Annotated in this window: 29 protein-coding genes; 16 read left to right on the forward strand and 13 right to left on the reverse strand. The window is 52.8% G+C overall.

Annotated features, from left to right (window positions below):
• Positions 1-22 precede the first annotated feature (22 nt).
• Positions 23-340, reverse strand: a complete 318-nt coding sequence (locus tag EK22_RS17545; protein ID WP_020159639.1) for a CcdB family protein — start codon at positions 338-340, stop codon at positions 23-25.
• Position 341: 1 nt separating this feature from the next.
• On the reverse strand, positions 342-581 hold the full coding sequence (locus EK22_RS17550) for a type II toxin-antitoxin system CcdA family antitoxin (protein WP_020159638.1): 240 nt from the start codon (positions 579-581) through the stop codon (positions 342-344).
• Between the two features lie 476 nt (positions 582-1,057).
• Between EK22_RS17550 and EK22_RS17555 the strand changes: the two genes are divergently transcribed.
• The 3 genes from EK22_RS17555 to EK22_RS17565 are packed head-to-tail and all read left to right on the forward strand — an operon-like array spanning position 1,058 to position 4,142.
• Complete coding sequence (locus EK22_RS17555; protein WP_036253066.1) at positions 1,058-1,459, forward strand: RidA family protein; 402 nt, start codon at positions 1,058-1,060, stop codon at positions 1,457-1,459.
• 23 nt (positions 1,460-1,482) lie between these two features.
• Positions 1,483-3,573: an ATP-dependent DNA helicase RecG gene (recG, locus tag EK22_RS17560; RefSeq protein ID WP_020159636.1), complete on the forward strand. Its 2,091-nt coding sequence runs from the start codon at positions 1,483-1,485 to the stop codon at positions 3,571-3,573.
• A gap of 5 nt (positions 3,574-3,578) precedes the next feature.
• The gene (locus EK22_RS17565) at positions 3,579-4,142 is read left to right on the forward strand and encodes a chorismate--pyruvate lyase family protein (RefSeq protein WP_020159635.1); all 564 of its coding nucleotides are present in this window, start codon (positions 3,579-3,581) and stop codon (positions 4,140-4,142) included.
• A 2-nt stretch (positions 4,143-4,144) separates the two neighbouring features.
• Here EK22_RS17565 and EK22_RS17570 read toward each other — a convergent pair whose 3' ends face one another.
• A complete protein-coding gene (locus EK22_RS17570; protein WP_036253068.1) occupies positions 4,145-4,954 on the reverse strand; it encodes a thermonuclease family protein in 810 nt (269 codons plus the stop codon).
• Positions 4,955-5,021: 67 nt separating this feature from the next.
• Between EK22_RS17570 and dtd the strand changes: the two genes are divergently transcribed.
• The 3 genes from dtd (at position 5,022) to EK22_RS17585 (ending at position 7,661) form a co-directional block, all read left to right on the forward strand.
• Positions 5,022-5,477 (forward strand): D-aminoacyl-tRNA deacylase, encoded by a 456-nt coding sequence (gene dtd / locus EK22_RS17575; protein ID WP_036253071.1) that lies wholly within the window; start codon positions 5,022-5,024, stop codon positions 5,475-5,477.
• 73 nt (positions 5,478-5,550) lie between these two features.
• A complete protein-coding gene (locus EK22_RS17580; protein WP_036253073.1) occupies positions 5,551-6,615 on the forward strand; it encodes a YjgN family protein in 1,065 nt (354 codons plus the stop codon).
• A complete protein-coding gene (locus tag EK22_RS17585) occupies positions 6,612-7,661 on the forward strand; it encodes a M48 family metallopeptidase (protein ID WP_051961958.1) in 1,050 nt (349 codons plus the stop codon). The genes EK22_RS17580 and EK22_RS17585 overlap by 4 nt, the downstream gene beginning before the upstream one ends.
• A 6-nt stretch (positions 7,662-7,667) precedes the next feature.
• Here the strand turns inward: EK22_RS17585 and EK22_RS24980 are convergent, their stop codons facing one another.
• Positions 7,668-7,808, reverse strand: coding sequence for a hypothetical protein (locus EK22_RS24980; protein ID WP_200882620.1), 141 nt, complete (start codon positions 7,806-7,808; stop codon positions 7,668-7,670).
• Between the two features lie 159 nt (positions 7,809-7,967).
• Here EK22_RS24980 and yegQ point away from each other — a divergent pair, with 159 nt between their 5' ends.
• The 5 genes from yegQ to EK22_RS17610 all read left to right on the forward strand — a co-directional run bounded on the left by yegQ (position 7,968) and on the right by EK22_RS17610 (position 11,750).
• Positions 7,968-9,311 (forward strand): prephenate-dependent tRNA uridine(34) hydroxylase TrhP, encoded by a 1,344-nt coding sequence (gene yegQ, locus EK22_RS17590; RefSeq protein WP_036253101.1) that lies wholly within the window; start codon positions 7,968-7,970, stop codon positions 9,309-9,311.
• Between the two features lie 53 nt (positions 9,312-9,364).
• On the forward strand, positions 9,365-9,850 hold the full coding sequence (gene rraA, locus EK22_RS17595) for a ribonuclease E activity regulator RraA (protein WP_020159628.1): 486 nt from the start codon (positions 9,365-9,367) through the stop codon (positions 9,848-9,850).
• 36 nt (positions 9,851-9,886) lie between these two features.
• On the forward strand, positions 9,887-10,834 hold the full coding sequence (ispH, locus tag EK22_RS17600; protein WP_020159627.1) for a 4-hydroxy-3-methylbut-2-enyl diphosphate reductase: 948 nt from the start codon (positions 9,887-9,889) through the stop codon (positions 10,832-10,834).
• 164 nt (positions 10,835-10,998) lie between these two features.
• On the forward strand, positions 10,999-11,361 hold the full coding sequence (locus tag EK22_RS17605) for a rhodanese-like domain-containing protein (protein WP_027147320.1): 363 nt from the start codon (positions 10,999-11,001) through the stop codon (positions 11,359-11,361).
• A complete protein-coding gene (locus EK22_RS17610; protein ID WP_036253075.1) occupies positions 11,358-11,750 on the forward strand; it encodes an RNA-binding S4 domain-containing protein in 393 nt (130 codons plus the stop codon). Before EK22_RS17605 ends, EK22_RS17610 begins: the two co-directional genes overlap by 4 nt.
• Here EK22_RS17610 and EK22_RS17615 read toward each other — a convergent pair whose 3' ends face one another.
• The 4 genes from EK22_RS17615 to EK22_RS17630 form a co-directional block, all read right to left on the reverse strand.
• On the reverse strand, positions 11,751-12,083 hold the full coding sequence (locus EK22_RS17615) for a TusE/DsrC/DsvC family sulfur relay protein (protein ID WP_081917951.1): 333 nt from the start codon (positions 12,081-12,083) through the stop codon (positions 11,751-11,753). It lies immediately after the preceding gene.
• Positions 12,074-12,364, reverse strand: a complete 291-nt coding sequence (gene tusB, locus EK22_RS17620) for a sulfurtransferase complex subunit TusB (protein ID WP_036253077.1) — start codon at positions 12,362-12,364, stop codon at positions 12,074-12,076. Before tusB ends, EK22_RS17615 begins: the two co-directional genes overlap by 10 nt.
• Before the next feature lie 2 nt (positions 12,365-12,366).
• Positions 12,367-12,687 carry a DMT family transporter gene (locus EK22_RS17625; protein WP_036253079.1) on the reverse strand — a complete coding sequence of 107 codons (321 nt, stop codon included), beginning with the start codon at positions 12,685-12,687 and terminating at the stop codon, positions 12,367-12,369.
• A 371-nt stretch (positions 12,688-13,058) separates the two neighbouring features.
• Positions 13,059-13,433 carry a hypothetical protein gene (locus EK22_RS17630; RefSeq protein WP_020159621.1) on the reverse strand — a complete coding sequence of 125 codons (375 nt, stop codon included), beginning with the start codon at positions 13,431-13,433 and terminating at the stop codon, positions 13,059-13,061.
• 89 nt (positions 13,434-13,522) lie between these two features.
• Between EK22_RS17630 and xseA the strand changes: the two genes are divergently transcribed.
• From xseA to EK22_RS17645, 3 genes are all read left to right on the forward strand, one after another.
• On the forward strand, positions 13,523-14,875 hold the full coding sequence (xseA, locus tag EK22_RS17635) for an exodeoxyribonuclease VII large subunit (protein ID WP_036253081.1): 1,353 nt from the start codon (positions 13,523-13,525) through the stop codon (positions 14,873-14,875).
• Positions 14,876-15,021: 146 nt separating this feature from the next.
• Complete coding sequence (gene trkA, locus EK22_RS17640) at positions 15,022-16,389, forward strand: Trk system potassium transporter TrkA (RefSeq protein WP_027147319.1); 1,368 nt, start codon at positions 15,022-15,024, stop codon at positions 16,387-16,389.
• A 135-nt stretch (positions 16,390-16,524) separates the two neighbouring features.
• A complete protein-coding gene (locus EK22_RS17645; RefSeq protein WP_027147318.1) occupies positions 16,525-17,982 on the forward strand; it encodes a TrkH family potassium uptake protein in 1,458 nt (485 codons plus the stop codon).
• Positions 17,983-18,004: 22 nt separating this feature from the next.
• On the opposite strand, the gene thpR is transcribed toward EK22_RS17645, so the two are convergent.
• From thpR to EK22_RS17665, 4 genes are all read right to left on the reverse strand, one after another.
• Positions 18,005-18,523 (reverse strand): RNA 2',3'-cyclic phosphodiesterase, encoded by a 519-nt coding sequence (thpR, locus tag EK22_RS17650; RefSeq protein ID WP_036253082.1) that lies wholly within the window; start codon positions 18,521-18,523, stop codon positions 18,005-18,007.
• Positions 18,524-18,685: 162 nt separating this feature from the next.
• Positions 18,686-19,573 (reverse strand): succinate--CoA ligase subunit alpha, encoded by an 888-nt coding sequence (sucD, locus tag EK22_RS17655; RefSeq protein WP_036253084.1) that lies wholly within the window; start codon positions 19,571-19,573, stop codon positions 18,686-18,688.
• A gap of 12 nt (positions 19,574-19,585) precedes the next feature.
• On the reverse strand, positions 19,586-20,767 hold the full coding sequence (locus EK22_RS17660) for a malate--CoA ligase subunit beta (protein WP_020159615.1): 1,182 nt from the start codon (positions 20,765-20,767) through the stop codon (positions 19,586-19,588).
• A gap of 70 nt (positions 20,768-20,837) precedes the next feature.
• On the reverse strand, positions 20,838-21,794 hold the full coding sequence (locus EK22_RS17665) for an HpcH/HpaI aldolase/citrate lyase family protein (protein WP_027147317.1): 957 nt from the start codon (positions 21,792-21,794) through the stop codon (positions 20,838-20,840).
• Positions 21,795-22,050: 256 nt separating this feature from the next.
• Here EK22_RS17665 and EK22_RS17670 point away from each other — a divergent pair, with 256 nt between their 5' ends.
• Entirely contained in the window at positions 22,051-23,217 is a 1,167-nt protein-coding gene (locus EK22_RS17670; RefSeq protein ID WP_036253086.1) for an aminotransferase class V-fold PLP-dependent enzyme, read from the forward strand.
• 130 nt (positions 23,218-23,347) lie between these two features.
• Positions 23,348-24,319, forward strand: coding sequence for a 2-hydroxyacid dehydrogenase (locus EK22_RS17675; protein ID WP_036253088.1), 972 nt, complete (start codon positions 23,348-23,350; stop codon positions 24,317-24,319).
• A gap of 50 nt (positions 24,320-24,369) precedes the next feature.
• Here the strand turns inward: EK22_RS17675 and EK22_RS17680 are convergent, their stop codons facing one another.
• Positions 24,370-25,347 (reverse strand): malate dehydrogenase, encoded by a 978-nt coding sequence (locus tag EK22_RS17680; RefSeq protein ID WP_027147314.1) that lies wholly within the window; start codon positions 25,345-25,347, stop codon positions 24,370-24,372.
• Positions 25,348-25,433 lie beyond the last annotated feature (86 nt).

Genomic DNA, 25,433 nt, shown 5'->3' on the forward strand with positions numbered 1-25,433 from the left:
AATACTGTTGAGTTAAGTACTATCAGAATCCATGAAACAAAAAATCCAGTGCCGCGGTAATTTCAAACTGCTTGTCAGCAAGCGATACAACCGGTGATTTCAATAATTGACGTGGCACCGCCGCCAGCTTTGGAATTTCTAATAAACACTCAATCCCTTCCACCTCAATAATTGGAATAAGATTACCGGGAATTGCGACTGAAGAGAAACGGTCACGCCTTCGTAGAGGCACTACGATACGCGTGTCCAGACCGTGTAACAGATCACTTTGCACATCCACCAGATACGGAGTCTCAGCAGATTGCTTACCCGCGTTGCGATAAACATCAAAACGCGCCATTTTAAAATGAGCGCCACTGATCCAGAGGCAAACCCTCACTGTTTATGGTCTGATTATAAGCCTCAATAAAATCGCTGTTATCTTGCAGCCAACGTCGTTCGCGCTCCTTGGCAACCAGTTCACGCAAAAATTGGTCACAAACTTGAGAAATATTAATATTTAAAGCCTTCGCCTCGGTTAGAACATCCAATGAAAGCGTAATATTAGTAGGCTTCTTGGATGATTTGAGTATTTTCTGCATGATATGCACTCCTTCTGTAGAGAGTTGATGCGCATAATATAACAACATGTTTAGTATTTAACACGCGTATTTTTAAGCTAAGGACTTGGCTAACCTGCATTAACAACTGACAAACCGCCCCATCACCTTCCATGCCGCCGGCAATCGGCAGAAATGGCCACCATGAGCTTGTTGGCCGTGGCTGATAAGACTTCAGAGCCACTGTGTCGTTAATCTTGACGGTATTCTGATCGGCTCCCGTATTAAAACTGGCGCCCAATTTAAACTTACTGCGTAACATCAGTGATTAAATTTGAAAGCTCAGGCGCTTCCAAGCATATTCGCTATGTTTTTTGAATAGACCACATTCGGAATGACCTGAACCCTTGACAACAAAGGACACAAGAAAATTTCCGCCGGATTCCTTATAATGCGAGGGTGAATTAATTCTCGTCCAGTGATTTAACTACTTTGCCAACTGATACACAGGAATAACAATGACAAAAGAAATTATCCAGACCGATAAAGCACCCCAGGCCATCGGAACCTATTCGCAAGCAGTTAAGGTCGACAATACCGTTTATCTCTCGGGGCAGATTCCCCTGGTTCCGGCCACCATGACCCTGATCGAGGGCGATATCTCGGCCCAGATCACGCAGGTGTTCGAAAACCTGAAAGCGGTAGCCGAAGCGGCCGGCGGCGATCTGTCCGATATCGTCAAACTGAACGTGTTTCTGACCGATCTGTCGCACTTTCCCATCGTCAACGAAATCATGGGCCATTATTTTCAGGCCCCTTACCCGGCGCGTGCCGCGATTGGCGTAGCCGCGCTGCCTAAGGACGCCGGCGTGGAAATGGATGCGATCATACAACTGAATGCACAAACCTATCCTATCTAAACTCAAGCTTGACCAGCCCGTCGATGCTGCATCCGAATACGCTTAATCAGTCGGTCGCATCCTTGGCGGGCATAGGCGGCCAAACCGCACAGCGCCTGGAAAAACTCGGTATCCGCACGGTCCAGGATCTGATTTTTCACCTGCCGCACCGCTATGAAGACCGCACGCGCGTCTACCCTATCGGTTCCTTGACGCCGGGCATGACCGTATTGGTCTGCGGTAAAGTCGAATTCACCGATATTCTGCCCCGAGGCCGGAAAAGCCTGGTCTGCCGCATCAGTGACGGAACCGGTTTTATCAGCCTGAAATTCTTTCATTTCAGCGCCAGCCAGCATAATGCGCTGCAGCCGGGCACTCTGCTCAGCTGTTTTGCCGAAGTGCGCAATGGCTTTGCCGGCCTGGAAATGGTTCATCCTGAATACAAAATCATATCAGGGCCGGACAGCTGCGTGACGGAAACCTGCCTGACGCCCGTTTATCCACTGACCGAAGGCCTCAGGCAGGCGACGTTAAGAAAAGCCATAAAACAGGCCCTGGCCATCTGCCTCCATGAAAGCCAGCTGTTACCGGACTGGATTCCCGAGACGGTCTTAAAGCGCTACCGTTACCCTTCCTTGCTGGAGGCCATACAGACCCTGCATGCGCCGGACGAATCGATCTCGACGGCGGCGTTGCAAGACGGCAATGTGCCGGCGCTGAAACGGCTGGCGTTTGAGGAATTGCTGGCTCATCACCTGAGTCTCAGGAAATCGAGAAACAAGATCAAGACCTGGCATGCTCCGTGTTTTCCCATCAACCGGGTCATCAGCGAGCACTTTATCCGTGCCCTGCCCTTCGGCCTGACCCGCGCGCAACAGCGCGTCATCGCCGAAATCGAGGCGGATTGCAGCCGCAACCATCCAATGATGCGTCTGGTTCAGGGCGATGTCGGCTCCGGCAAAACCGTCGTGGCCGCCTACGCGGCCTTGCTGGCCTTATCGGCAGGCTTTCAGGTTGCGATCATGGCGCCGACCGAATTGCTGGCCGAGCAGCACTTCCGCAACTTCAGCAGCTGGTTCGAGCATTTCCAGACACAGGTGGTGTTTCTGACCGGACAACTGAAAGGCAACCCGAGAAAAGACGCCCTGCAAGCGCTAGCCGACGGCAGCGCCGGCATCATCATCGGCACGCATGCTTTGTTTCAGGACAGCGTCAACTTTCACAAGCTGGGCCTGGTGATTATCGACGAACAGCACCGCTTCGGCGTGCACCAGCGGCTGGCGCTCAGGGAGAAAGGCCAGCAGACCGGGCTGCGTCCGCATCAGCTGGTGATGACAGCGACCCCGATTCCACGCACGCTGGCCATGCTGCAATATTCCGATCTCGATATCTCGATTATCGACGAGCTGCCGCCGGGCAGGCAACCGGTGGTCACCAGCGTCATTCCCGCCGAGCGCCGCGACGATGTTATCGCACGCATCGACACGTGGGTCGCCCGAAAAAGGCAGGCCTACTGGGTGTGCACGTTGATCGAGGAGTCGGAAGTGTTACAGTGCGAAGCCGCCGAGAAAACCGCCGAACGTCTGAACCAGGCCTTGCCGAATGTGCGCATCGGCCTGGTCCACGGACGCATGAAAGCGGCCGAGAAAGAGGCCGTCATGCAGGACTTCAAGCAGCATCATCTCGATCTGCTGGTCGCCACGACCGTCATCGAGGTCGGCGTCGATGTGCCCAATGCCGGCCTGATGATTATCGAAAATCCGGAACGGCTGGGCCTGTCCCAGCTGCACCAGCTGCGCGGCCGGGTCGGCCGCGGCGAAGGCGACAGTTACTGTCTGCTGATGTACCAGCCGCCGCTGACCGATACGGCCCGCCAGCGCCTGGGTATTTTAAGAGACAGCAACGACGGCTTCGTGATCGCCGAGAAGGATCTGCAATTGCGCGGCCCGGGCGAGGTCATGGGCACACGGCAAACCGGCGCCATGCATTTTAAAATTGCCGATTTGTCCCGCGATTCGGATTTACTGGATAATATCCAGCAGATAGCCGACACTTTTTTTAACGAATCGCCCGAAGCTGTACAGCCGTTGATCGATCGCTGGCTGGGCGATGCGACAGACTATGCAGAGGTTTAGACTCGTTGACCACTAAAAGCTTTTTATTCACGCAGGAACCTGACTGGTTCGAGAACCGCCAGGGCACTCGTCATTGTCTACCGGAGGCCGTTCAGTCCTGGACCTATGAAGCCGGCTCCTTGACGCAGCGCCTGCGCAATTATTACGGCGATGCCGTTACCGTTAAAGTACTGCGGCAGCAATGGCACACGCCGTTTCTGAGTGAGCGCCGGCTGCTCAAGTTACGCGAAAACCGTTACAGTCTGATTCGTGAAGTGCTCATGCATGCGGACGGCAAGCCGCTGATCCTGGCCCGCACCATCATACCGGTCCGCACCCTCAACGCCGCCAAGCGCAGCCTGTCGCACCTGGGCAACCGCCCGCTGGGCGAAGTGATTTTTTCCTACCCCCGGCTCGAACGCAAGGAAATGGATGTCGCTATGATCAATCCAGTTATATGGACGCCGGCAGCGATTGCTGAAGCCGGCATAAATGGGCCGCTATGGGGCAGAAGAACCGTCTATGTCATTCGGCGCCGGCAGATGCTGGTCAGTGAGTTTTTTCTGCCGGGAGCATTGGAAATTTCATAAACTTACCTCGGCTTGATCGCACTGGGATGGCGGATCAGCATCGAAAAGCCGTTCCTGTTTTTATTGAGCCAGCCGCGAACTTCGATACTCCGCCCCAGATAGCTGTTCATGTCCGGAAACAAGGACAGCCATTTGCGCTCAATGCGTGCTTCGAACTGACTGGAAAATTCCAGATAGCTGTATTTGCGGCTGTTGCGGATCTTCATCACCCTGCCCACCAACCGAGTCCAGCCCGCATGCCCCTGGCCGGCAAGACGGCTGACCGGCATGACGGCATATTCGGCGCGCCGCCAAATGCCCAGCCCGGCCTGCTCGACCTGATCCTGGGCGTTCACCAGTTCCTCGGCATATTGCAGATTGGGCGGATAAATATTGACGGTTGCCAACCCTGCCGCGACCAGTTGCAGATTAATATGTTCATTGTCCTCGGTAAACAGATGCGCCAGCGTTCTTTTGTATTTATCGGTTTTCTCGGCATCGGTTTCCAGACGGACCTTGCCGTTCCGCAGCTTATCGGTCAGCCAGCGCTTCGCCTCATCGCCGCCGGCCTGGGCGTCCTCGTTTTTATGCTGGACTTCCGGCGTATTGATGCCCAACAGCCGAACCCGGCGACCATCCTCCAGCAGCACTGTATCGCCGTCAAAAACTTTTTTTACCCGGTAGAATGAATAACCTGGCTGGATATCGACGATTTTCGCACCGGGCGATGGCCGATCGGAGAAATGCCGGTTGCCGCCGTCATCCCGCCATTGGTAAATTTCGGCGCCAGTCCAGGATGACCACGCCAATAATAAAATCAGTAAAAACCTCATGCACCTGCCTGTATTATAATGATTAAAATTTTTATCCATGCCAACCTGACAACCTGTGCCAATACTCATGCTCACGATCATTCAACGCGTCACCACCGCTAACGTCACCGTCAATAATGAAGTCATAGGCCAGATCGGCAAAGGCATCATGGCGCTGGTCGCCGTTGAAAGAGAAGACAGCGAAAAAGACGCTCAGCGCCTGCTTGAGCGCATGCTCAACTATCGCATTTTTGCCGACGACAATGATCGCATGAATTTGAGCTTGCGTGATATCGGCGGCGGCCTGTTGCTGGTCCCGCAATTTACCCTGGCCGCCGACACCAACAGTGGCAATCGCCCGAGCTTTACCCCGGCCGCGTCGCCGGAAAAAGGGCAACAGTTGTTCGGCTATCTGCGGCAGCTGGCAAGCGCCACTTATCCGCACGTCGAATTCGGCCAATTCGGTGCCGACATGCAGATTGCACTGGTCAATGACGGACCGGTTACTTTTACGTTAAGGACGACAACCAACCGCAATAACTGAGCCTGGGCACTAGCAAGATAAAAAAATTCGACTAAAATGACTTTTTTAATAAAAAAAATTAAATGAGGTCATCATGCTTAAGGGAACTAAAGAAACACCGGTCGAATTTACCGGCAAGGCAGGCGAATATTTTGGCATCTGGATCGTCAATCTATTGTTGAGCATTATCACGCTGGGTATTTATTCCGCCTGGGCCAAGGTGCGGCGCAAAAAGTATTTTTATCAGAATACATTAATCGATGGCGTCGGCTTTGATTATCATGCCTCGCCTATCGCCATACTCAAAGGCCGCATCATTGCCTTCGTTTTCTTCATGGCTTATATCTTCAGCCAGCACATTTCACCTTTCCTGCCGACGGTGTTTGCCCTCATCATTCTATTTTTAATGCCCTGGCTGGTCATACGGACGATGACTTTCAACGCGCGCAACTCCAGCTATCGCGGATTGCGCTTTGATTTTAACGGCGATATGCGCGAAGCGGCGATCGTCTTTATCGGCTTGCCGATACTGATCATTTTTACCCTGGGCTTGATTGTCCCTTACATGGTCATGCGCCAATCCCGCTATCTGATCCAGAATCACAAGTTTGGCCTCACCGCCTTCAGCATGGATGCGCAGGCAAAAGATTTTTACCAGATCTACGGAAAAGCCCTGTTGCTCTTGTTGGGCATAGGTGCAGCCCTCTCGGTTGCAGTGACATTGACGGTCGACCAGAATTTTTTATTGAACGCTGTCAATGACATGCGGACGGTAGAGACGTTCGCCAACTTCGGAATCATCATCGCGGTGTTCTTCCTGTTTTACTTCTTGGTCATACTAGGAATAGGCGCTTATATACAATCAAGAATCTCAAACCTGGTCTGGAATTCCACCACGCTCGGCAATCTGTCTTTCCACAGCCACTTGCGCGCCCGCGATATGCTCTGGCTGTATCTGAGCAATCTGCTGATCATCATCTGCTCGTTCGGCCTGCTGACGCCATTGGCACATATTCGCATGATGCGCTATCGGGCATCGCGCCTTAACCTGACAGGCGAAACCGATTTTGAGCGTTTCATTGGCGACAAGAAAGCCGATGTTAAAGCCACGGGTGCGGAAATGGCGGAAATGTTCGACCTTGATATTTCATTTGGATGATTAATTTTCAAGCGGATTACTTCGACGGCATCAGCGCGCGTGCCGTCAAGGTAGACATCGAAGCGGACAGCGACGGGCTTGCCTTTATCGCGCAAGGTGTCCGGCACCTCTTTCAGTTGGTGGATATACAGGTACAACCGAAACTTGGCCGCGCGCGGCGCGTGATCGAACTGCCGGACGGCGGTCGGCTGGAAGCTGAGGATATCGCCCTGCTGGAGGCGCTGAAACCTGATAAAAAGGCGTTCTTCTGGCATTGGCTGCACCGGCTTGAAAATCATCTGAGCTGGGCGCTGCTCGCTTTAATACTGACCATCCTGACAGGCTGGGCCAGCGTGCGCTTCGGTATTCCGGCACTGGCCGAACAGGTCGCGCATGCCATGCCGCCCGCCATGGAACGCCAGCTTGGCGAGCAGGTATTAGCCATAATGGACCACGAACAGTTGGGGTACTTTAAGCCCAGCCTTCTGGAACCGGCGCGTCAAACCGCTTTGAGCGCAAGGCTCAAGGCTTTGTGCGAGCAACAACTTGATTGCCCCGCGTACAACCTGGAATTCCGGGGCGGCGGCCATATCGGCGCCAATGCCCTGGCTTTGCCTGGCGGCTACGTGGTCGTCACGGATGAACTGGTCGCCCTGGCAACAACCGATCAGGAAGTCATCGCGATACTGATGCATGAACTGGGCCATGTAAAACTGCGCCATGCCCTGCGGCAAACGCTGCAAGGCGCCTTGTCCGGTCTGTTGCTGGCGGCGGTGACCGGCGATGTCGACTCCCTCGCCTCCGGCCTTCCGGCCGTGCTGCTGCAACTTCGTTACTCGCGCCAGATGGAAACGGAAGCCGATAGCTATGCCCTGGCATCGCTGCAGCGCGCCTGTGTGCCGCCGCATCTGTTCGCCGATCTGTTAAGCCGACTGGAACAGGAAGCGGGCGCCTTAATTCCCGAGATCGTGTCTTCTCATCCTGACAATCAAGCGCGAGTACAGCCTTTTCTCGAGGCAAAACTCGATTGCCTGCCAGCCCCTTCCCCTGCTCACTCAGTGCCTTAGCTTCTGTTACCAATCATCGGAACTGTCCTCATCATATGGCTGGGGGTTAATGTTTTTTGGAATCTTCGGCATGTTCGCCGTTCTGAGTAAAATCAAGGCACTGCCTAAAACAAAAAGCAGGGCGATGATCAATAATATTATCCACATACAATACTCCTGAATTGACAGGCTCTATGTTCGATTGCCCGGCGGCCCGGACCCTCTACCTGAGCGACAGTCTTGGCCGGCCGGCCGCTAAGCTATCTCACTTAATCGCCGCAAATTACGATAGAATATATGGCAATCGATTCCATTGACACACATACCATGAAACAAGTTGAACTGCTTTCCCCCGCCGGCACCCTGAAAAACATGCGCTATGCCTTTGCATTCGGCGCCGACGCTGTCTATGCCGGACAGCCGCGTTACAGTCTCAGAGTGCGCAACAATGATTTTCTTGAAGACAATCTGGCCAAGGGTATTAGTGAGGCGCATGCGCTGGGTAAAAAATTTTTCCTGGCCACTAATGTGATTCCCCATAATGCCAAAATCAAAACCTTTCTGGCCGATATCGAACCGATTATCGCCATGAAACCGGACGCTCTGATCATGGCCGATCCGGGGCTGATCATGATGGTGCGCGAAACCTGGCCGGACATGCCTGTCCATCTGTCCGTGCAGGCCAATACGGTCAATTATGCCACGGTAAAATTCTGGCAAAGCATGGGCGTCGAGCGCGTGATCCTGTCGCGTGAACTGTCGCTGGATGAAATCGAGGAGATCCGCCAGCGCTGCCCCGACATGGAACTGGAAGTGTTCGTGCACGGCGCGCTGTGCATCGCCTATTCCGGCCGCTGCCTGCTGTCGGGCTATTTCAATCACCGCGATCCGAACCAGGGCACCTGCACGAATTCCTGCCGCTGGAAATACGACACGCTGCCCGCGCATGAAAACGCCGAAGGCGATTACGTGCTCGATGGCGGTGCCCTGTCCATGGCTGATATCAGCACGGCCAGCTGCGGCGGCGCGGACCGGCACCCCCTGGCGGACAAAGTCTATTTCCTCGAAGAGGAAGGCCGCAAGGGCGAACTGTTGCCGGTCATGGAGGATGAGAACGGCACCTACATCATGAATTCGAAAGACCTGCGCGCCATCGAGCACGTGCAGCGGCTGGTGGAGATCGGCGTGGACAGCCTTAAAATCGAAGGCCGCACCAAGTCGCATTATTACGTCGCGCGCACGGCGCAGACCTACCGCCAGGCTATTGACGATGCGCAGGCAGGACGCCCCTTCCGGCCCGAACTGCTCGGCGTGCTGGAAAACCTGGCCAATCGCGGCTATACCGACGGCTTTTATCAGCGCCATCATACGCACGAATACCAGAACTATATCACTGGTTATTCGAAAAGCCATCAGCAACAATTTTGCGGCGAAATCAGAACTTATGACAAGGACAGCAGCCTGGCCGTGATCGATGTTAAAAACAAGTTTGCGGTCGGTGACAGAATCGAGCTGATTCTGCCGGAAGGGAACCGGGACATTACCGTGGAACGCATGCTGGACATGTACGGCCGCGATATGCAGGAAGCTCCGGGCGGCGGTTATGAAGTAAAAATACCGATGCCTGAAACCGCCAATAACCACGGCCTGATCGCGCGTTACTTCGCTTGATTCGTTAACCAATGGGCCGCCGGACCGGCAGCCCCACAGCCTGGATTTAGACTATGAATTTCACGACAGCTGACCTTTGCGATGCACATTCCGAGGAAGAACACTTCCAGATTGCCGAACCCCTGTTCAGATCCTATGGGGCGAATCCTGCCTTTTGCGGCCAAATAACCACGCTGAAAGTATTCGAAGATAATGTATTGGTCCGGCAAACGCTGGAAGAAAAAGTGGACAACCGGGTATTGGTCGTCGACGGCGGCGGCTCGCATCGCTGCGCCTTGCTGGGCAGCAATCTGGCCAGGCTTGCCGTTGACAACGGCTGGCAAGGCATTATTATCTATGGCTGCGTGCGCGATTCCGCAATAATTGACCAACTGCCTATCGGCATACGCGCATTGCATACGCATCCGTTGAAAAGCCACAAGCGAGGCCATGGCGAACGCGACCAGCCGGTCTTTTTCGCCGGCGTCACTTTCAAAAAAGATCATTTTCTGTATGCCGATACCGATGGAATTATCGTATCGGATACGATGTTGAGTTAGAATAATCCCAAATTAACCAAGTAAAGAAGTCAAGATATGCAAATTGTACTCGCTAACCCTCGCGGATTCTGTGCCGGTGTCGACCGGGCTATCGAAATTGTTGATCAGGCCCTGGAAACCTTCGGGGCGCCGATTTATGTCCGCCACGAGGTGGTCCACAACCGAACAGTGGTTGAAGGGCTGAAAGAAAAAGGCGCTATTTTTATCGAGGATTTAACCGATGTACCGGTCGGCTCGTATCTGATCTTCAGCGCGCACGGCGTATCCAAACAAGTACAACAAGAAGCCGAAGAACGCAATTTGACCGTTTTCGACGCTACCTGCCCGCTGGTTACCAAAGTGCATCTGCAAGTCGCCAAGCACGCCAAATCCGACCGGGAAGTGATTCTGATAGGTCATGCCGGCCACCCGGAAGTCGAAGGTACGATGGGACAATACGAAAAATGTACCGAAAACGGCGGCATCTACCTGGTGGAAACGCCGGAAGACGTTGAAAACCTGGAAGTCAACAATCCCGACAACCTGGCCTACGTCACGCAAACGACATTATCCATGACTGACACCAAAATCATGGTCGACGCCTTAAGAACACGGTTCAGCGGCATTCAGGAACAGAAAAAAGACGATATCTGTTACGCGACCCAGAATCGTCAGGATGCGGTCCATGAACTGGCCAAGACCTCCGATATCATCCTCGTCGTCGGCTCGCCCAACAGCTCCAATTCCAACCGCCTGCGCGAGATCGCCGAACAGCTCGGCAAACCTGCTTACCTGATCGATACGGCGCAGGACATGCGCCAGGAATGGTTTGACGGAATTAATGTAGTCGGCGTGACGGCCGGCGCCTCGGCGCCGGAGGTCCTGGTTCAGGAGGTCATCAATCAGCTCAAGCAATGGGGCGGCACATCGACTACCGAGATTCAGGGCATAGAAGAAAAAGTCGTGTTCTCCTTACCCAAGGAATTGAAAAAGCACATGAACTGACGGTGCGCCGGATGACTGCCACGGCAGTCATCCAATCCGGACTTTTCGCCGCCAATTGCTTCAAGTCATTGTTTTCATAAGAGCAATAATCAACCCGCAAAAAAGACTGGCCGCACAATATTATTTATTGCTAATATGTTTCTTATTTTTTTCAGGAGACGACCATGACCTTAACCCCAATGGATCTTGTTGCCCAGGCCAAACAACAGATTACTGAAATAAATATTGATGAAGCCAAAAACGAACTCGGAACGAGCCTGATCCTGGACGTCAGGGAACCGGCTGAATACGCGGCGGGCCATTTGCCCGGCGCCGTCAATATCCCGCGCGGGGTATTGGAATTCAAAATAGGCGCGCACCCCGATTTTCAGGATAAACAGGGCGAAAAAATCATTGTTTATTGCCAGACCGGCGGCCGTTCCGCCTTGGCTGCCGAAGCATTGAACAAAATCGGATACGGCAATGCCGTCAGTATGGCGGGCGGTTTCAAAGCCTGGACGGACAGCGGTAATAAAGTAAGCGCGTGACAGAACTCGAATCCGTACGTTTGGATAAGTGGCTATGGGCTGCGCGTTTTTTTAAAACGCGCAAGCTGGCCGCTGACGCCGTTTCCGGCGGCAAGGTTCATCTTAACGGCCAACGCACGAAACCTAGCAAGGAAGTCAAACCCGGCGCCACACTCTCGATCAGTAAAGATCAGTATACCTGGGACATCACCGTTATCGCGGTCAGTGAGCAACGCCGCCCGGCCAAAGAGGCGGTCCTGCTCTATGAAGAATCCGCCGAAAGCCAGGCGAAACGCCAGCAGCAAATTATTCAGCAACGTGAACAGCGGGAATTATTCGGCCTGAGCTACAGGGAACACAAACCGAACAAGAAAGAGAGACGCCTGATTCACCGCTTCAAACAAGGGTGATTATAGACAGGTTGGCGGTTTGGGCAGCCCGGCCAGTTTGCAGGCATATTTTAAAGGGCCCTCGGGAAACAGTTTATGCAAATACCGGCTGTTGCCTTTTTCCTCGCCCAATGCCTTGGCAACGGCCTTGGTAAACACCCGCGCATTCGGCAAGTGCTTGAACTGCTGATAATAATCGCGGATAAACACGATGATTTCCCAATGCCGCTCATCCAGCTCGATATCGTCCAATTCGGCCAGCCGCCTTGCGACCTCTTCATCCCAATCACCGGCATTGACCAGAAAACCCTGATCGGTTAAGTCCAGCTCCCGACCATGAACACTCAAGACCATGATTGAATCACGTGATTGTTGACGGTCAACGCGACCAGCTCGGCATAATCGATAATATCGATGCCTTCGACCAGTTCATCCACGGCGATGCCGCGCACGGCCATGTCTTCCGACAAGACGCACAGGCGGTTCGTGCTGAGCAACTGCGTCAATGACGCGCTCAGCAGACCATTTTTCAGCAGCCTTAGCACGGCGTTTTCAAGAAACACGGCCACATCGCCGGTCTCAATGCGCTCCAGAACGGCCGCCTCTATCGGTGACTGAAAAACAAGATGCAGCATTATCAGGCGCTATCCGTTAATTTAAGCCCTACAATGCCGGAAATGACCAGCATAATCGACAGCAACCGGTAAAGATCCGCCGATTCCTTGAACAGAAAGATGCCCACTATGGCCACGCCTACCGCTCCCATGCCTGTCCAGACCGCATAAGCGGTACCGAGCGGCAAGGATTTGATTGCCAGCATCAGCAGATAAAAACTGCTGCCGCCTGAAATCATGGTCAGAATACTGGGCCACAATCGGGTAAAACCCTCGTTAAATTTAAGACTTAAGGCAAACACTATTTCCGCCAAACCTGCAGAGAACAACAGCAACCACGCCAACGCACACCTCTACTTCATACATAAAAAAATATCGCCTATTTTACAACAGGCAAGTCAATAGCATGCGAAATTTTAGTGCACACTGAGGATTGGGCCGTCAATAATTCCCTGTTTAATATAGGATGTGCCGACGGCAGGAGGCGCACTTGTGCCCTTTAGGGTATCATTCGCGATGCGATGCGATTTACTGCACGACCTTGAGCGCCTGCTTTTGGTCGGCACATCCCATGCAAGGTGTTAATTTCAGAAAGGCATTTTCAGCCAAATACTGAGAAAATCAAGTGATCCTGTTGAATTACAAGACTGAAAAGATAACGCCGATTTTTGAACCGGCGTTATTTGAACGAAAAAGACAAACACCCTGCCCTGGTTTAATAGCGCCGTCCATATCTGTCGTATTGATCATTCCGACTCAGAGCCGAGATCCGGCCGGAAACCTGATTCAGTTTCCTCTTTAAAATAGTGCGTTCGGGGCGGGTCAACACGCCGTCGCGTTTAAACCGGCTCTCGAGTCTGGCGATTTTCTGCTGCTGTTTCCTGAGGTTTTTTACTTCTCTCGGGGAAAGCTGTCCGCGACGAATGCCTTTCTCGATCTGCCGCTGATGCTGCTGCTGATGCCCATCAATCCAATCACCATGCCTGCCGTAATGGCGATAATCAGAAGCGTAATGCCCCCTGAAATCGGCCTGTGCAAATGATGCAAACAATAAACCCGCAAATAAACCGATAACTCTTAAACTTTTCATGGCAAACCTCCATCATTAGGGTTGACTGCAGATTAAAAGGCAAGGCATGAATGCAAACTGAACAGTACAGGAAGTGATAAAATTATTGCATGACGATTATCCTTCCCTCCGCACAACGCAAAATATACACGGTTACTCAACTCAACCGTGAAACCAGCCTGCTGCTCGGCGAGCATTTCCTGGCTATCCTGGTCGAAGGTGAAATATCCAACTTAAGCACACCGGCTTCCGGACATATTTATTTTTCCTTGAAAGATGCCAATGCCCAGATCCGTTGCGCCATGTTTAAGAACATGCGGCGCAGATTCGGGTTCAGACCAGAAAACGGCAAGCAAGTCATCGTCAAGGCGCAAGTCAGCCTTTATGAGCCCAGAGGCGATTATCAACTGATCGTCGAACAGATCGAGGAAGCCGGCGACGGTGCCTTGCGCAGAGCTTTTGATGCCTTGAAGCTCAAGTTGTCGATGGAAGGCCTGTTCGATGCCGCCAATAAGCTGAGCCTGCCGACCCTGCCGAATACCATCGGCGTAATCACCTCCCCGACAGGAGCCGCCATCCGGGACATACTGACTGTCCTGCGCAGGCGTTTCGCGGCAGTACCGGTCATCGTTTATCCGGTGGCCGTGCAGGGAGACAATGCCAGACATGAAATTGCCAGAGCCATAGACACCGCCAACAAACAAGCCCTGTGCGATGTGCTTATTCTTAGCCGGGGCGGCGGATCGCTGGAAGACTTGTGGGCTTTCAACGAGGAAATCGTGGCGCGCGCCATTTTTGCCAGCGACATCCCGATCATCACGGGCGTAGGCCATGAAACCGATTTTACCATTGCCGATTTCGTCGCCGACCTGCGCGCACCAACGCCATCGGCCGCCGCCGAGCACGCCGTTCCCGATCAACAAACCTGGCTGACGCAATTCGTTTATTTGGAATCCCGGCTGCACCAGCTGCTGCAACGCAAACTAAACCAGTCCCGACAGTCACTGGATTGGCTGCTCAAGCGGCTGCAACAACAACACCCGGGGCAGAAACTGACAAGAAACATGCAGCGCATGGATGAACTCGAATCGCGGCTTCATCAAGCCATGCACGTCAGACTGCGCCAGCATGCCCAGCTGCTGGAAGCCAAAACGGCCAAACTATGGCAACACATCCCCAGCGTTGCGATCAACAGCCATAAGCAGCGCCAACGTTACCTGAGCGAACGCCTGAACAGTGCCATCCGCCACCGCCTGGAGCAACTGAACCAGCGCCTGTTAAACGCCGGCCAGACGCTCAATGCCGTCAGTCCACTGGCAACACTGAACCGCGGTTATTCAATAACCAGTCATTTGCCGTCCGGAAAAATCATCACATCCACCGAGCAACTGAAAGCCGGCGATATCGTTCAGACCCGCCTTGCGCAAGGCCAAATCACGAGCCAAATCAAGACCATTGAATAGAATGGAGTGGAAATATCCTGACTATACCTGATGCGAATCATTTTATTTTTGTTGCGATAAACCCAAAACAACTATAAAGTTGCGCGATTTTATCGCGTGTCGGGTCACACAAGACACATAACCTGAATTGGGTTGTTGATACTATTATGCGAATACTGATTCTTGGCGCCGGCATGACCGGCGCCTCAGTCGCCGAGGCATTGGCGAGTGAAGAAAACGATATTGTTGTCATTGATTATAAAGCGCATCTGCTGGATGCTTTAAAAGAACGTTTCGATATTGCCACGGTTGTGGGCAATGCCGCGCATCCCAGCGTTCTGGAGCAGGCCGGGGTACACAATACCGACATGGTTATTGCCGTAACCGATCGCGATGAGACCAATATGCTGGCTTGTACGATCATCAACAAGCTCTATAGCCGCCCGAAAACGATCGCCCGCATCCGCGCCATCGATTATCTGCAAAATCCCAAACTGTTCGCTCCCGGCGGCATTCCTGTCGATATCGTGATCAGCCCCGAACAAATCGTCATGGAATCGATACGCAACCTGATTGAACTGCCGGGTGTTCTACAAATTACCGATTTCGCCGATGGCCTGGTGCGGCTGTTTTCAGTGAAAGTGGGCGCGGACGGCTTTTTAACCGGTAAAAAAATCAAGGAATTAAAAAAACGCCTGTCCGGCGGCAAAATTCGTATAGCGGCCATTTTCCGGCAAGGGCGGCCTTTGGTTGCCAACGGCGAAGCCTTTATCGCCACAGGCGATGAGGTGTTTATCGTGGCTCCGCGCAAGGAAGTGCAGCAGGTATTGAAAGAGCTTCGTAAACTGGAAGCGCCATTAAAGCGCATTATCATCGCCGGCGGCGGTCATATCGGCAAGCGCCTGGCGCTAGCGCTGGAAAAAGACCATCAAGTCAAAATAATCGAGCGGAATCCGGATCGTGCCCAGAAAATCGCCAATGATCTTGATCATACCGTAGTGCTGCAGGGCGATTGCACCGATGAATCCTTGCTGCTTGATGAGTCCGTCGATAAAACCGATCTATTCTGCGCGGTGACCGATCATGACGGCGAAAACATCATCTCGGCTTCCCTGGCCAAGCAATTAGGCGTACGCAAAGCAATATGCCTGCTTAACAATCGGTCTTACACAAAGTTATTGCCCGGCACGGGCATCGATGTGTCTGTCCTGCCCAACTTTGAAACGCTGGGCAGCATTTTAAAATACGTCAGGCGCGGCGACGTGGCGCGCGTCAGTTCCTTATGCGGAGGCACGGCCGAAGCGATCGAGGCCATTGCCCACATGGGTAATGGCCAGAATTCGGTGGTAGGACTGCAAGTAGACGCGATTCAATGGCCGGAAGGCATCGTGCTAGGGGCTTTGATTCGCAACCGCCAGGTTATTTCAATACACCACGATACGATCTTCGAGGAAGGCGATCATGTCGTCATGTTTGCACTGGATAAAAAACTGGTCACCTATATCGAGCAGAAATTCCAACCGCTCAACAAGTAGTTTTCCCAACAATGCCCTCTCTCATCATTGTGCAGGATTCTTGTTTCACCGCCGCTATACGACTTGTTATATTTCGAGTGCTATGGCATTCATCGCGGCCGCTACTTTAAACATATACACAATTTAAGCGTTTCCATGAATGTCATTTTCACTACCATCCATATTTTTGGCCTGATCACGATTGGCTTCAGCGCCTTGATGGCTACCTGCCTGATGACATCTTTTATCAGCCATGACGGCGCCATTATCGCTTTCTTTGAAGGCACAGGAATTACTTTACTGCTGGGCGCTTTAATGTTTTTTCCAACATTGCGCACACCTAAAAAAGTATCGCGGCAAACGAGTTTTCTGCTGGTGTCCATGACGTGGTCGCTGATTCCGGTATTTTGCACGTTGCCGCTGATAATCTATATGCCGGAAATCAGCTATATCGATGCGTATTTCGAGGCTGTCTCAGGCCTGACCACGACCGGAGCGACCACATTGACCGGACTGGATGATTTACCGATGTCGATTAATCTCTGGCGCCACGAATTGAATTGGGTCGGCGGCATGGGCATCATCATTCTGGCGGTAGCCATATTACCGATCCTCGGTATCGGCGGCATGCAGCTATACAAGGCCGAAGCGCCCGGCGCGGTCAAGGAGTCCGAGCTGCCGCCACGCATCGCGCAGACGGCTAAAGCGCTGTGGCTGGTATACGCAGGCTTCACATTAACCTGCATCATCGCCTTGAAATTGGCCGGCATGACCTGGTTTGATTCTGTCTGCCATGCGTTTTCCGCTATGAGTTTGGGTGGATTTTCAACGCACGATGCCAGTATCGGTTTTTTCGATTCGCCCGCCATTGAAATGGTGCTGACCAGCTTCCAGTTACTGGCGGCCATTAATTTCGCGACCCATTATATCGCCATCCGAAAACAGACCTTGAAACCTTATGCCAAGGATATGGAAGCGAGAAGCTTTCTGGCGCTGGTACTGGGAAGTTGTCTCGTAGCAGCTACGGTATTGTGGCACGCCGATACTTATCCTGACTTTCTCACGGCGTTACGCCATGCCGCTTTCAACATGGTCACCATCGCTACCTCTAGCGGATATTCCAGCCAGGATTTCAATCAGTGGCCAATTTTCGTGTCAATGTCGATGTTATTCCTGAGCTGTATTTCCGCTTCTTCCGGTTCCACCGGCGGCGGCATTCGCATGATCCGCACGATTATTCTAGTGAAACAATCACGTCTTGAGCTCTATAAATTCATCCATCCTTTTTCAATTAAACCGTTGAAAATAGGCACCAATATCATCAGTCATAATATTGTCGCGTCCGTGACAGGCTTTATTTTTCTGTATTTTATTATTATCGTTATTATGGTGTTCATGATGCTACTGAGCGGCATGGACTTCCTTACCGCGTTCACGGCCGTCATCGCCAGCTTTAACAACACGGGCCCCGGTCTCAATCAAGTCGGCCCCGCCGCCAATTATGCCGGCCTGAACGATTTCCAGACTGGCGTTTGCATCATTGCCATGCTGCTGGGCCGCGTGCAGATTTTCTCGATGATCATCCTGTTTGTGCCTGAATTCTGGAAAAAATAAGGCGGTCACTGCCTCTATCGTTCTAGCCGACGGTTTTGATCAAGGGCCATTTCCGCAGCACTTTATAGATCACACCCTCCGACGTGCCGCAGGATTCCATCAGGCAAAAGGAATCAGCGCGCCAAATGATGGGAGCGAACTCCTGCACGATAGCACGCGCCTGTCTGGCCAAGGTTATATGCGGCGTGTAAGGCCTCGTATCGGTTTCCACGCCGCAGTCCGCCGCCGCTTGATCCAGCGCGTCCGCCAGGTCCACCACCTCATACCCAAATTGCCGGCAGGTCAGGCATAAAATCCTGGGCCTGCTCCAATAGCTCAGCTGGTCAAAGGTCAACACGAAAGGCTCGGCCGAAATATCGGCGACGCGCTCCTTGATCATGGCTTCAGTCGCCTCATCGACATTGCCTAGAAATACCAGCGTGACGTGCAGATTTTGCCCAGATACCCATTTCATCCTTTTAGCTTCCATGGATGTCTGCAAGCGCATGAGGCCCTGCCTGGTTTCATCGTCCGGCCATAAAGCAAAAAACAATTTTTTCATTATTCATCTCTCTTAAATCATGCCGAGGTTCTTTGTATAAATATTCACCCCTCCCGTCAAGCAAAGTACACTGCCATTGGTTTACAACACTCTAAAACGAAAAAAGCCGCATCCCACTGTCGCAGGATGCGGCTTTTTGTTTCAGTAAGTAAATGCCTGAACTTACAGTTTAGCCAATACGGAGGCCACCGTTTCGCCCATCGCGGACGGAGTCGGACAAATCGTCACGCCCAGTTCCTTCAACATCGCGACTTTTTCGGCCGCGCTTTCGCCTATGGATGAAATGATCGCGCCGGCATGCCCCATGCGACGGCCTTCCGGCGCGGTTAAACCGGCGATATAAGCCACGACCGGCTTGCTCATGTGTTCTTTGGCGAACAGACCAGCCTCCACTTCCTGCGGACCGCCGATCTCGCCAATCATGACCACGACTTTGGTTTCCGGATCCTGTTCAAATCTCTCCAGAATATCGCGGTGTGAGCTGCCGTTGATCGGATCGCCGCCGATACCGGCCGAGGTGGAAACGCCTATGCCCAAGCGTTTCATCTGGTCGGCGGCTTCATAACCCAGAGTGCCCGAACGGCCGACGATACCGACGTTGCCCTTCATATAGATGTGTCCAGGCATAATACCGAGCATGGCGCGCCCCGGGCTGATCGTGCCGGCGCAGTTAGGGCCGGTCAGCACCATTCTTTCTTCTTTCGGGAAGCGGCGCAGAAAGTTTTTCACTTTCATCATGTCCTGTGTAGGAATGCCGTCGGTAATGGCCACGCAATATTTAATGCCGGCATCGGCCGCTTCCATGATTGAATCAGCCGCGAAAGCGGGCGGAACGAAGATAATACTGGCCTCGGCACCGGCTTTCTGCACGGACTCCTTGACCGTATTGAAGACAGGCAGCCCCAGATGCGTCTGCCCGCCCTTGCCCGGCGTGATGCCGCCGACGACATTGGACCCGTAATTAATCATATCCTGGGCATGGAAGGAACCGATTTTGCCGGTAAAGCCCTGAACAATAATGCGTGTGTTTTCGTTAATTAAAATAGCCATTTATAGTTTCCCCTAGCCTGCTTTTGCGACAGCTTCATTACGCGCCTGAACCGCTTTTTCAGCAGCTTCTGCCAATGTTTCTGCCGTAATGATAGGCAAACCACTCTCAGCAATAATTCTACGGCCCTCTTCCACGTTCGTACCGGATAAACGCACGATCAACGGAATTTTCATGTCGATTTTCTTGACCGCCTCGACCACGCCTTCGGCGATCCAGTCGCAACGGTTGATACCGGCGAAAATGTTGACCAGCATCGCTTTGACGTTTTCATCGGCCAGCACCAGACGGAAGGCTTTCTCAGTACGCTCGGCCGAGGCGCCGCCGCCGACATCCAGGAAATTGGCAGGCTCGCCGCCGGCCAGTTTGATCATGTCCATCGTCGCCATGGCCAGACCGGCGCCGTTGATCATGCAGCCGATATCGCCGTCCAGGCCGACATAGCTCAAGCCACGGTCCGCCGCAGCCATCTCGCGCGCATCTTCCTGCGTCTTGTCGCGCAACTCGGCCACCTTGGGCTGACGGAACAGGGCGTTGTCGTCAAAGCCCATTTTCGCATCCAGCGCCAGCAGCTCGCCGCTGCCGGTAATAACCAGCGGGTTGATTTCCAGCATGTTGGCATCCAGGTCACGCAAGGCACGGTAGCAGCCTTTAATGGTCTTGACGGCATGACTCAGCATGGCCGCATCCATGCCTAAGGCAAACGCCATTTCACGCGCCTGATAATCCTGCAGCCCTACCGCGGGCTCAATATAGATTTTGGTAATGGCTTCAGGATTGGTTTCGGCCAGTTCCTCGATCTCCATACCGCCCTGCGCGGAGCCGACCATGACGATACGTTCCGAGCCGCGGTCAACCAAAAAACAGAAATACAGTTCTTTGGCGATATCGGTTCCGGCTTCGACATACAGCCTCGAGCAGACTTTACCGGCCGGTCCCGTCTGGTGCGTGACCAGTCTTTTGCCTAACAGCGCTTCCGCAGCCGCCTCAACTTCTCTATCGCTTTTACAGATTTTAATGCCGCCGGCTTTACCACGAGCTCCCGAATGAATCTGTGCCTTGACAGCCCAAACATTGCCCCCGATTTCCCTGGAACGTTGCACGGCATCCTCAGGACTGTAAGCCATCCCACCTTCAGCGATTTTAACCCCGTAACCGCTTAAAATTTCTTTCGCTTGATACTCATGAATATCCACAGCATCTCTCTCTTTAATATTTGAAAATTACCAGCACAGGCCGTAAATCAAGTACGGCTTGTCTCTGTTGTTAGTTATTTTTGCTTTTCGCGGCGATGGCTTCGGCCGCCCTGACCACATTGTTCGCCATTCTTTCCGAAGCGGCGTCGATCAGGCGACCGTCCAGTGCCGCCGCGCCTTTGCCCTGTGCGGCCGCTTCTTTTAGCGCGGCTAATATGCGTTGCGCTTTCTCGACTTCAGCCGCGGGCGGTGTAAATACATCATTGGCCAATTCCACCTGAGACGGATGAATCGCCCATTTGCCCTCGCAGCCTAGCGCGGCCGCCCGTCTTGCAGCCTGCTTATAGCCGTCGGGATCCTTGATATCGCCGAACGGCCCGTCAATAGGCCGCAGGCCGAATGCGCGGCAGGCGACGGTCATGCGGCTGATCGCGGCATGCCATTGATCGCCCGGATAATCAGGATTCAGCCCGCCGATGTTGGTGGTTCTGGCGCGGTTACTGGCCGCATAGTCGGCCACGCCGAAATGCAGGGCCTCCAGACGGCCGGTCGCGCCGTTGCGCGCGATATCTTCGACATTGGCCATGCCCAGCGCCGTTTCAATCAGCGCTTCGATGCCGATTTTATTTTTCAGCCCCTGCTGCATTTCCAACTGATTGAGCATTGCCTCAACCATATAAACATCGGCATAAACGCCGACTTTCGGAATCAGGATGGTGTCAATTTTGCTGCCGGCCTGTTCGACCAGATCAACCACGTCGCGAACCATGTACTGAGTATCGAGGCCATTGATACGTACTGAAACGGTAACCCCATGCCCTTTCCAATCCAGATCATTGATCGCTTCGATGACATTTTTGCGCGCCTGCAGCTTGTCATCGGGAGCAACCGCATCCTCAAGGTCAAGAAAGATGAAATCCACGCCGCTCTTCATCGCTTTTTCGAACATGCCGGGGTTTGAGCCCGGAACCGCTAATTCACAGCGCTGAACTCGTTGAACTGACGCTTCATATAATGTGTGACTCATTGATACCTTCCAACTTTATTATTAAACTAGGGCCCTGATTTCAGTGCTTAAATGGCCTTCCCCGGCCTAAACCGGACATAAATCAACCCAACATTTTACTTTCAGAGTCGTCAAAGTCAATTTTTAAAGCGCATTTTACCAATCAGATCTTGCTGATTTATAGCGGCTATGTCATGATTGGCCATTTTTCGAGCCTTAAAAGGCTCAACCTTGTTTTATTCAACATCCAACTATTAAATTATAAAGAGGCGATACAATGGCTGGTCGTAACCACCTATATATTCCTGGCCCGACTAACGTGCCAAGTGAAGTTCTGAATGCTATGCATGTCAACATGGAAGATCATCGCTCACCCATCTTCCCCAAGCTGCTGAAGCCTCTTTTACAGGACCTGAAAAAAGTATTTAAAACAGAAACCGGGCAAGCATTTGTTTTTCCGGCCACAGGCACAGCGGGCTGGGAAATTGCCTTAACCAATACCTTAAATCCAGGCGATAAAGTATTGATCTATCGTTTCGGCCAATTCAGCCATTTATGGGCCGAAATGGCAAAACGCCTGGGCTTTGATGTCGAAATCCATCAGGAAACCTGGGGCAAAGGCATTCCTCTGGATAAACTGGAAGCCCGTTTAAAAGAAGACAGCCAGCACGAAATCAAAGCCGTTCTGGCGACCCACAATGAAACCGCAACCGGCGTTACCAGCGACATCGGTGGCGTCCGCAAAGCCATGAACGCCGCCAACCACCCGGCACTGCTATTCGTTGACGGCGTCAGCTCGATTGCCAGCCTGGATTTCCGCATGGATGAATGGGGCGTTGACGGCGCCATCAGCGGCTCGCAAAAAGGCTTTATGCTGCCGGCCGGCGGTGCTTTCGTGGCTTTCAGCCAAAAAGCCCTGCAAGCCTGTGAAACATCCACTTATCCACGCTGCTTCCTGGACCTGAAAGACCAGATGTCGGCGAATAAAGACGGCTATACTCCCTACACCCCTTCACTGCCGATTTTATACGGTTTGCGCAAAGCGCTGGACCTGTTATTCGAGGAAGGACTGGAAAATGTGTATGAGCGCCACCACCGCCTGGCTGAAGGCACACGTAAAGCCGTTGAGGCATGGGGGTTGAAATTATGCGCGCAACCCGGTTTCGAATCCGACACCGTTTCCGCGATCGTCGTGCCGGAAGGCAAGGATGCCCGCGATGTGATCAGCACGGCATTCAACAAGTACAATATCTCACTGGGCGCGGGCCTGTCTGAAGTAGCCGGCAAAGTCTTCCGTATCGGCCATGTCGGCGATATGAATGATGTCTCCATGCTGGGCGCGATCGCCGGCGTTGAAATGGCGATGCTCGATAACGGCTTCGATATCAAGCCCGGCTCAGGCGTTGCCGCGGCGATTGAATATTACCGGTCCACGGCAAAATAACGCGACGGCCTAATCAGCAGGAAACCCAAACAAAGGCATCCCGTTAATAACGGCGATGCCTTTGTGCTTTATAGCGTTATATTTTCAAATCGAAAACAATCCCTATAAGTTGCTTACCTGGAGGATATTAATGAGCAAACCCAAAGTCTTCATCACGCGCAAGTGGCCTGAGTCCGTTGAAGCCAAGCTGAAAGAGCTTTATGACGTTACCTTAAACGAATACGACCGTCCGCTGTCCGCCGCTCACTTCAGAGACGCGCTGCAACACTACGATGCCGTATGCCCGACCGTTTGCGATTCATTCCCCGCGGAGGTCATCAACGCCCCGAACAAGCGCTGCAAAATCCTGGGCAATTTCGGCGTCGGCTTCAACCATATCGATATCAATGCCGCAAAAGAACAGGGACTGGTCGTTACCAACACCCCGGGCGTATTAACCGAAAGCACCGCCGATATCGCCATGACCCTGTTATTGATGTCGGCGCGGCGCGGCGCCGAAGGCGACCGCCTGGTCCGGGCCCGGCAATGGACCGGCTGGTGCCCGACGCATATGATGAGTTCCGATGTCACGGGCGCCGCATTAGGCCTGATCGGATTTGGCCGCATTGCCCAGGCCATGGCGCGAAAAGCTCATCATGGCTTCAACATGAAAATCTATTACTTCAGTCCCCGAGCCGCGGATCAGCATGTCGTTGACGATCTGGACGCGACACGCTGTGAAACACTTGAAGAGCTTATGCAGGTTTCCGACTACGTTTCACTGCACTGTCCAGGCGGTGCAGAAACGCATCATTTAATCAATGAACAGCGACTCAGCCAGATGAAGCCGACAGCGCATTTGATCAATACCGCGCGCGGCGACGTCGTCGACAGCAAGGCCTTGATCAAGGCATTGAAAGAAAAAAGAATAGCCGGCGCTGGCCTCGATGTCTACGAAGGCGAACCTGACATTGACGAAGGCTTTCTGTCGCTGGAGAATGTTTCGCTGTTACCGCATTTAGGCAGTGCTACGATTGCCACGCGTACGGCGATGGGTGAAAAAGTACTGGAAAATCTGGCGGCCTTTTTCGCCGGCCAGGAACCGCCCGACCGGATGGCTTGATTAAAAAAGGGCGGTATAGCCGCCCTTTTTTATTGTCGACGGAAAGAGGTTCAGAACAAATGCCTGACCGAATCCCTCTCTTCTTTTAATTCGGCTTCGGTTGCCCGCATTCTCTGCATGCTGAACTCGTTGATCTCGAGCCCCTTGACGATATTGATCTGCCCATCGACGACGGTCACGGGATAAGAATAAACCAGACCCTGCTCAATGCCGTAACTGCCATCCGACGGTATCGCCATGCTGACCCAGTCCCCTTCCTTGGTACCCAGCGCCCAGTTGTTCATCTGATTGATCGCGGCATTGGCCGCCGATGCCGCGCTGGATTGCCCTCTTGCCTTAATAATGGCGGCGCCGCGCTGCTGCACGGTCGGTATAAATTCTTTTACAAACCAGTCATGCTCAACCAGTGACAAGGCATCCTGCCCCTTGACCTTGGCATGATGCAGGTCGGGATACTGCGTGATGGAATGATTACCCCAGATAATCATGTTTTTCACATCGGACGGCAGCACGCCGCATTTTTCGGCTAATTGGCTAAGTGCCCGATTGTGATCCAACCGGGTCATGGCGGAAAAATTCTCCGGCTTCAAATCCGGCGCGTTCTTTAGAGCAATCAAGGCATTGGTATTGGCCGGATTGCCTGTCACCAGTATTTTTATATTCCGGTTGGCCACTTCATTCAAGGCCTTGCCTTGCACCGCAAAAATTTCCGCGTTAACCTCCAGCAAGTCCTTGCGCTCCATACCCGGCCCACGCGGACGCGCGCCAACCAAAAAAGCATAATCGACATCCCGGAACGCTACTTTGGGGTCGGCGGTGATTTCTATACGATGCAGCAGCGGATAGGCGCAATCCTTCAATTCCATCACCACACCCTGTAAAGCTTCCATGGCTTGGGGAATTTCCAGTAAATGCAAGACGATCGGCTGTTCGGGACCGAGCAACGAACCCGCCGCCAAGCGAAATAGCAATGAATAACTGATTTGTCCTGCCGCACCAGTAACCGCGATATGAACGGGTGTTTTCATCTGTTTTTTCCTAATTTCTATAATGTTTTCGGAACCCATGCACAAGTTCCAAACGATCGGAAATCATATAGCATCCAACTTTACTT

The sequence above is a fragment of the Methylobacter sp. BBA5.1 genome (assembly GCF_000746145.1).
Classification (GTDB): domain Bacteria; phylum Pseudomonadota; class Gammaproteobacteria; order Methylococcales; family Methylomonadaceae; genus Methylobacter; species Methylobacter marinus.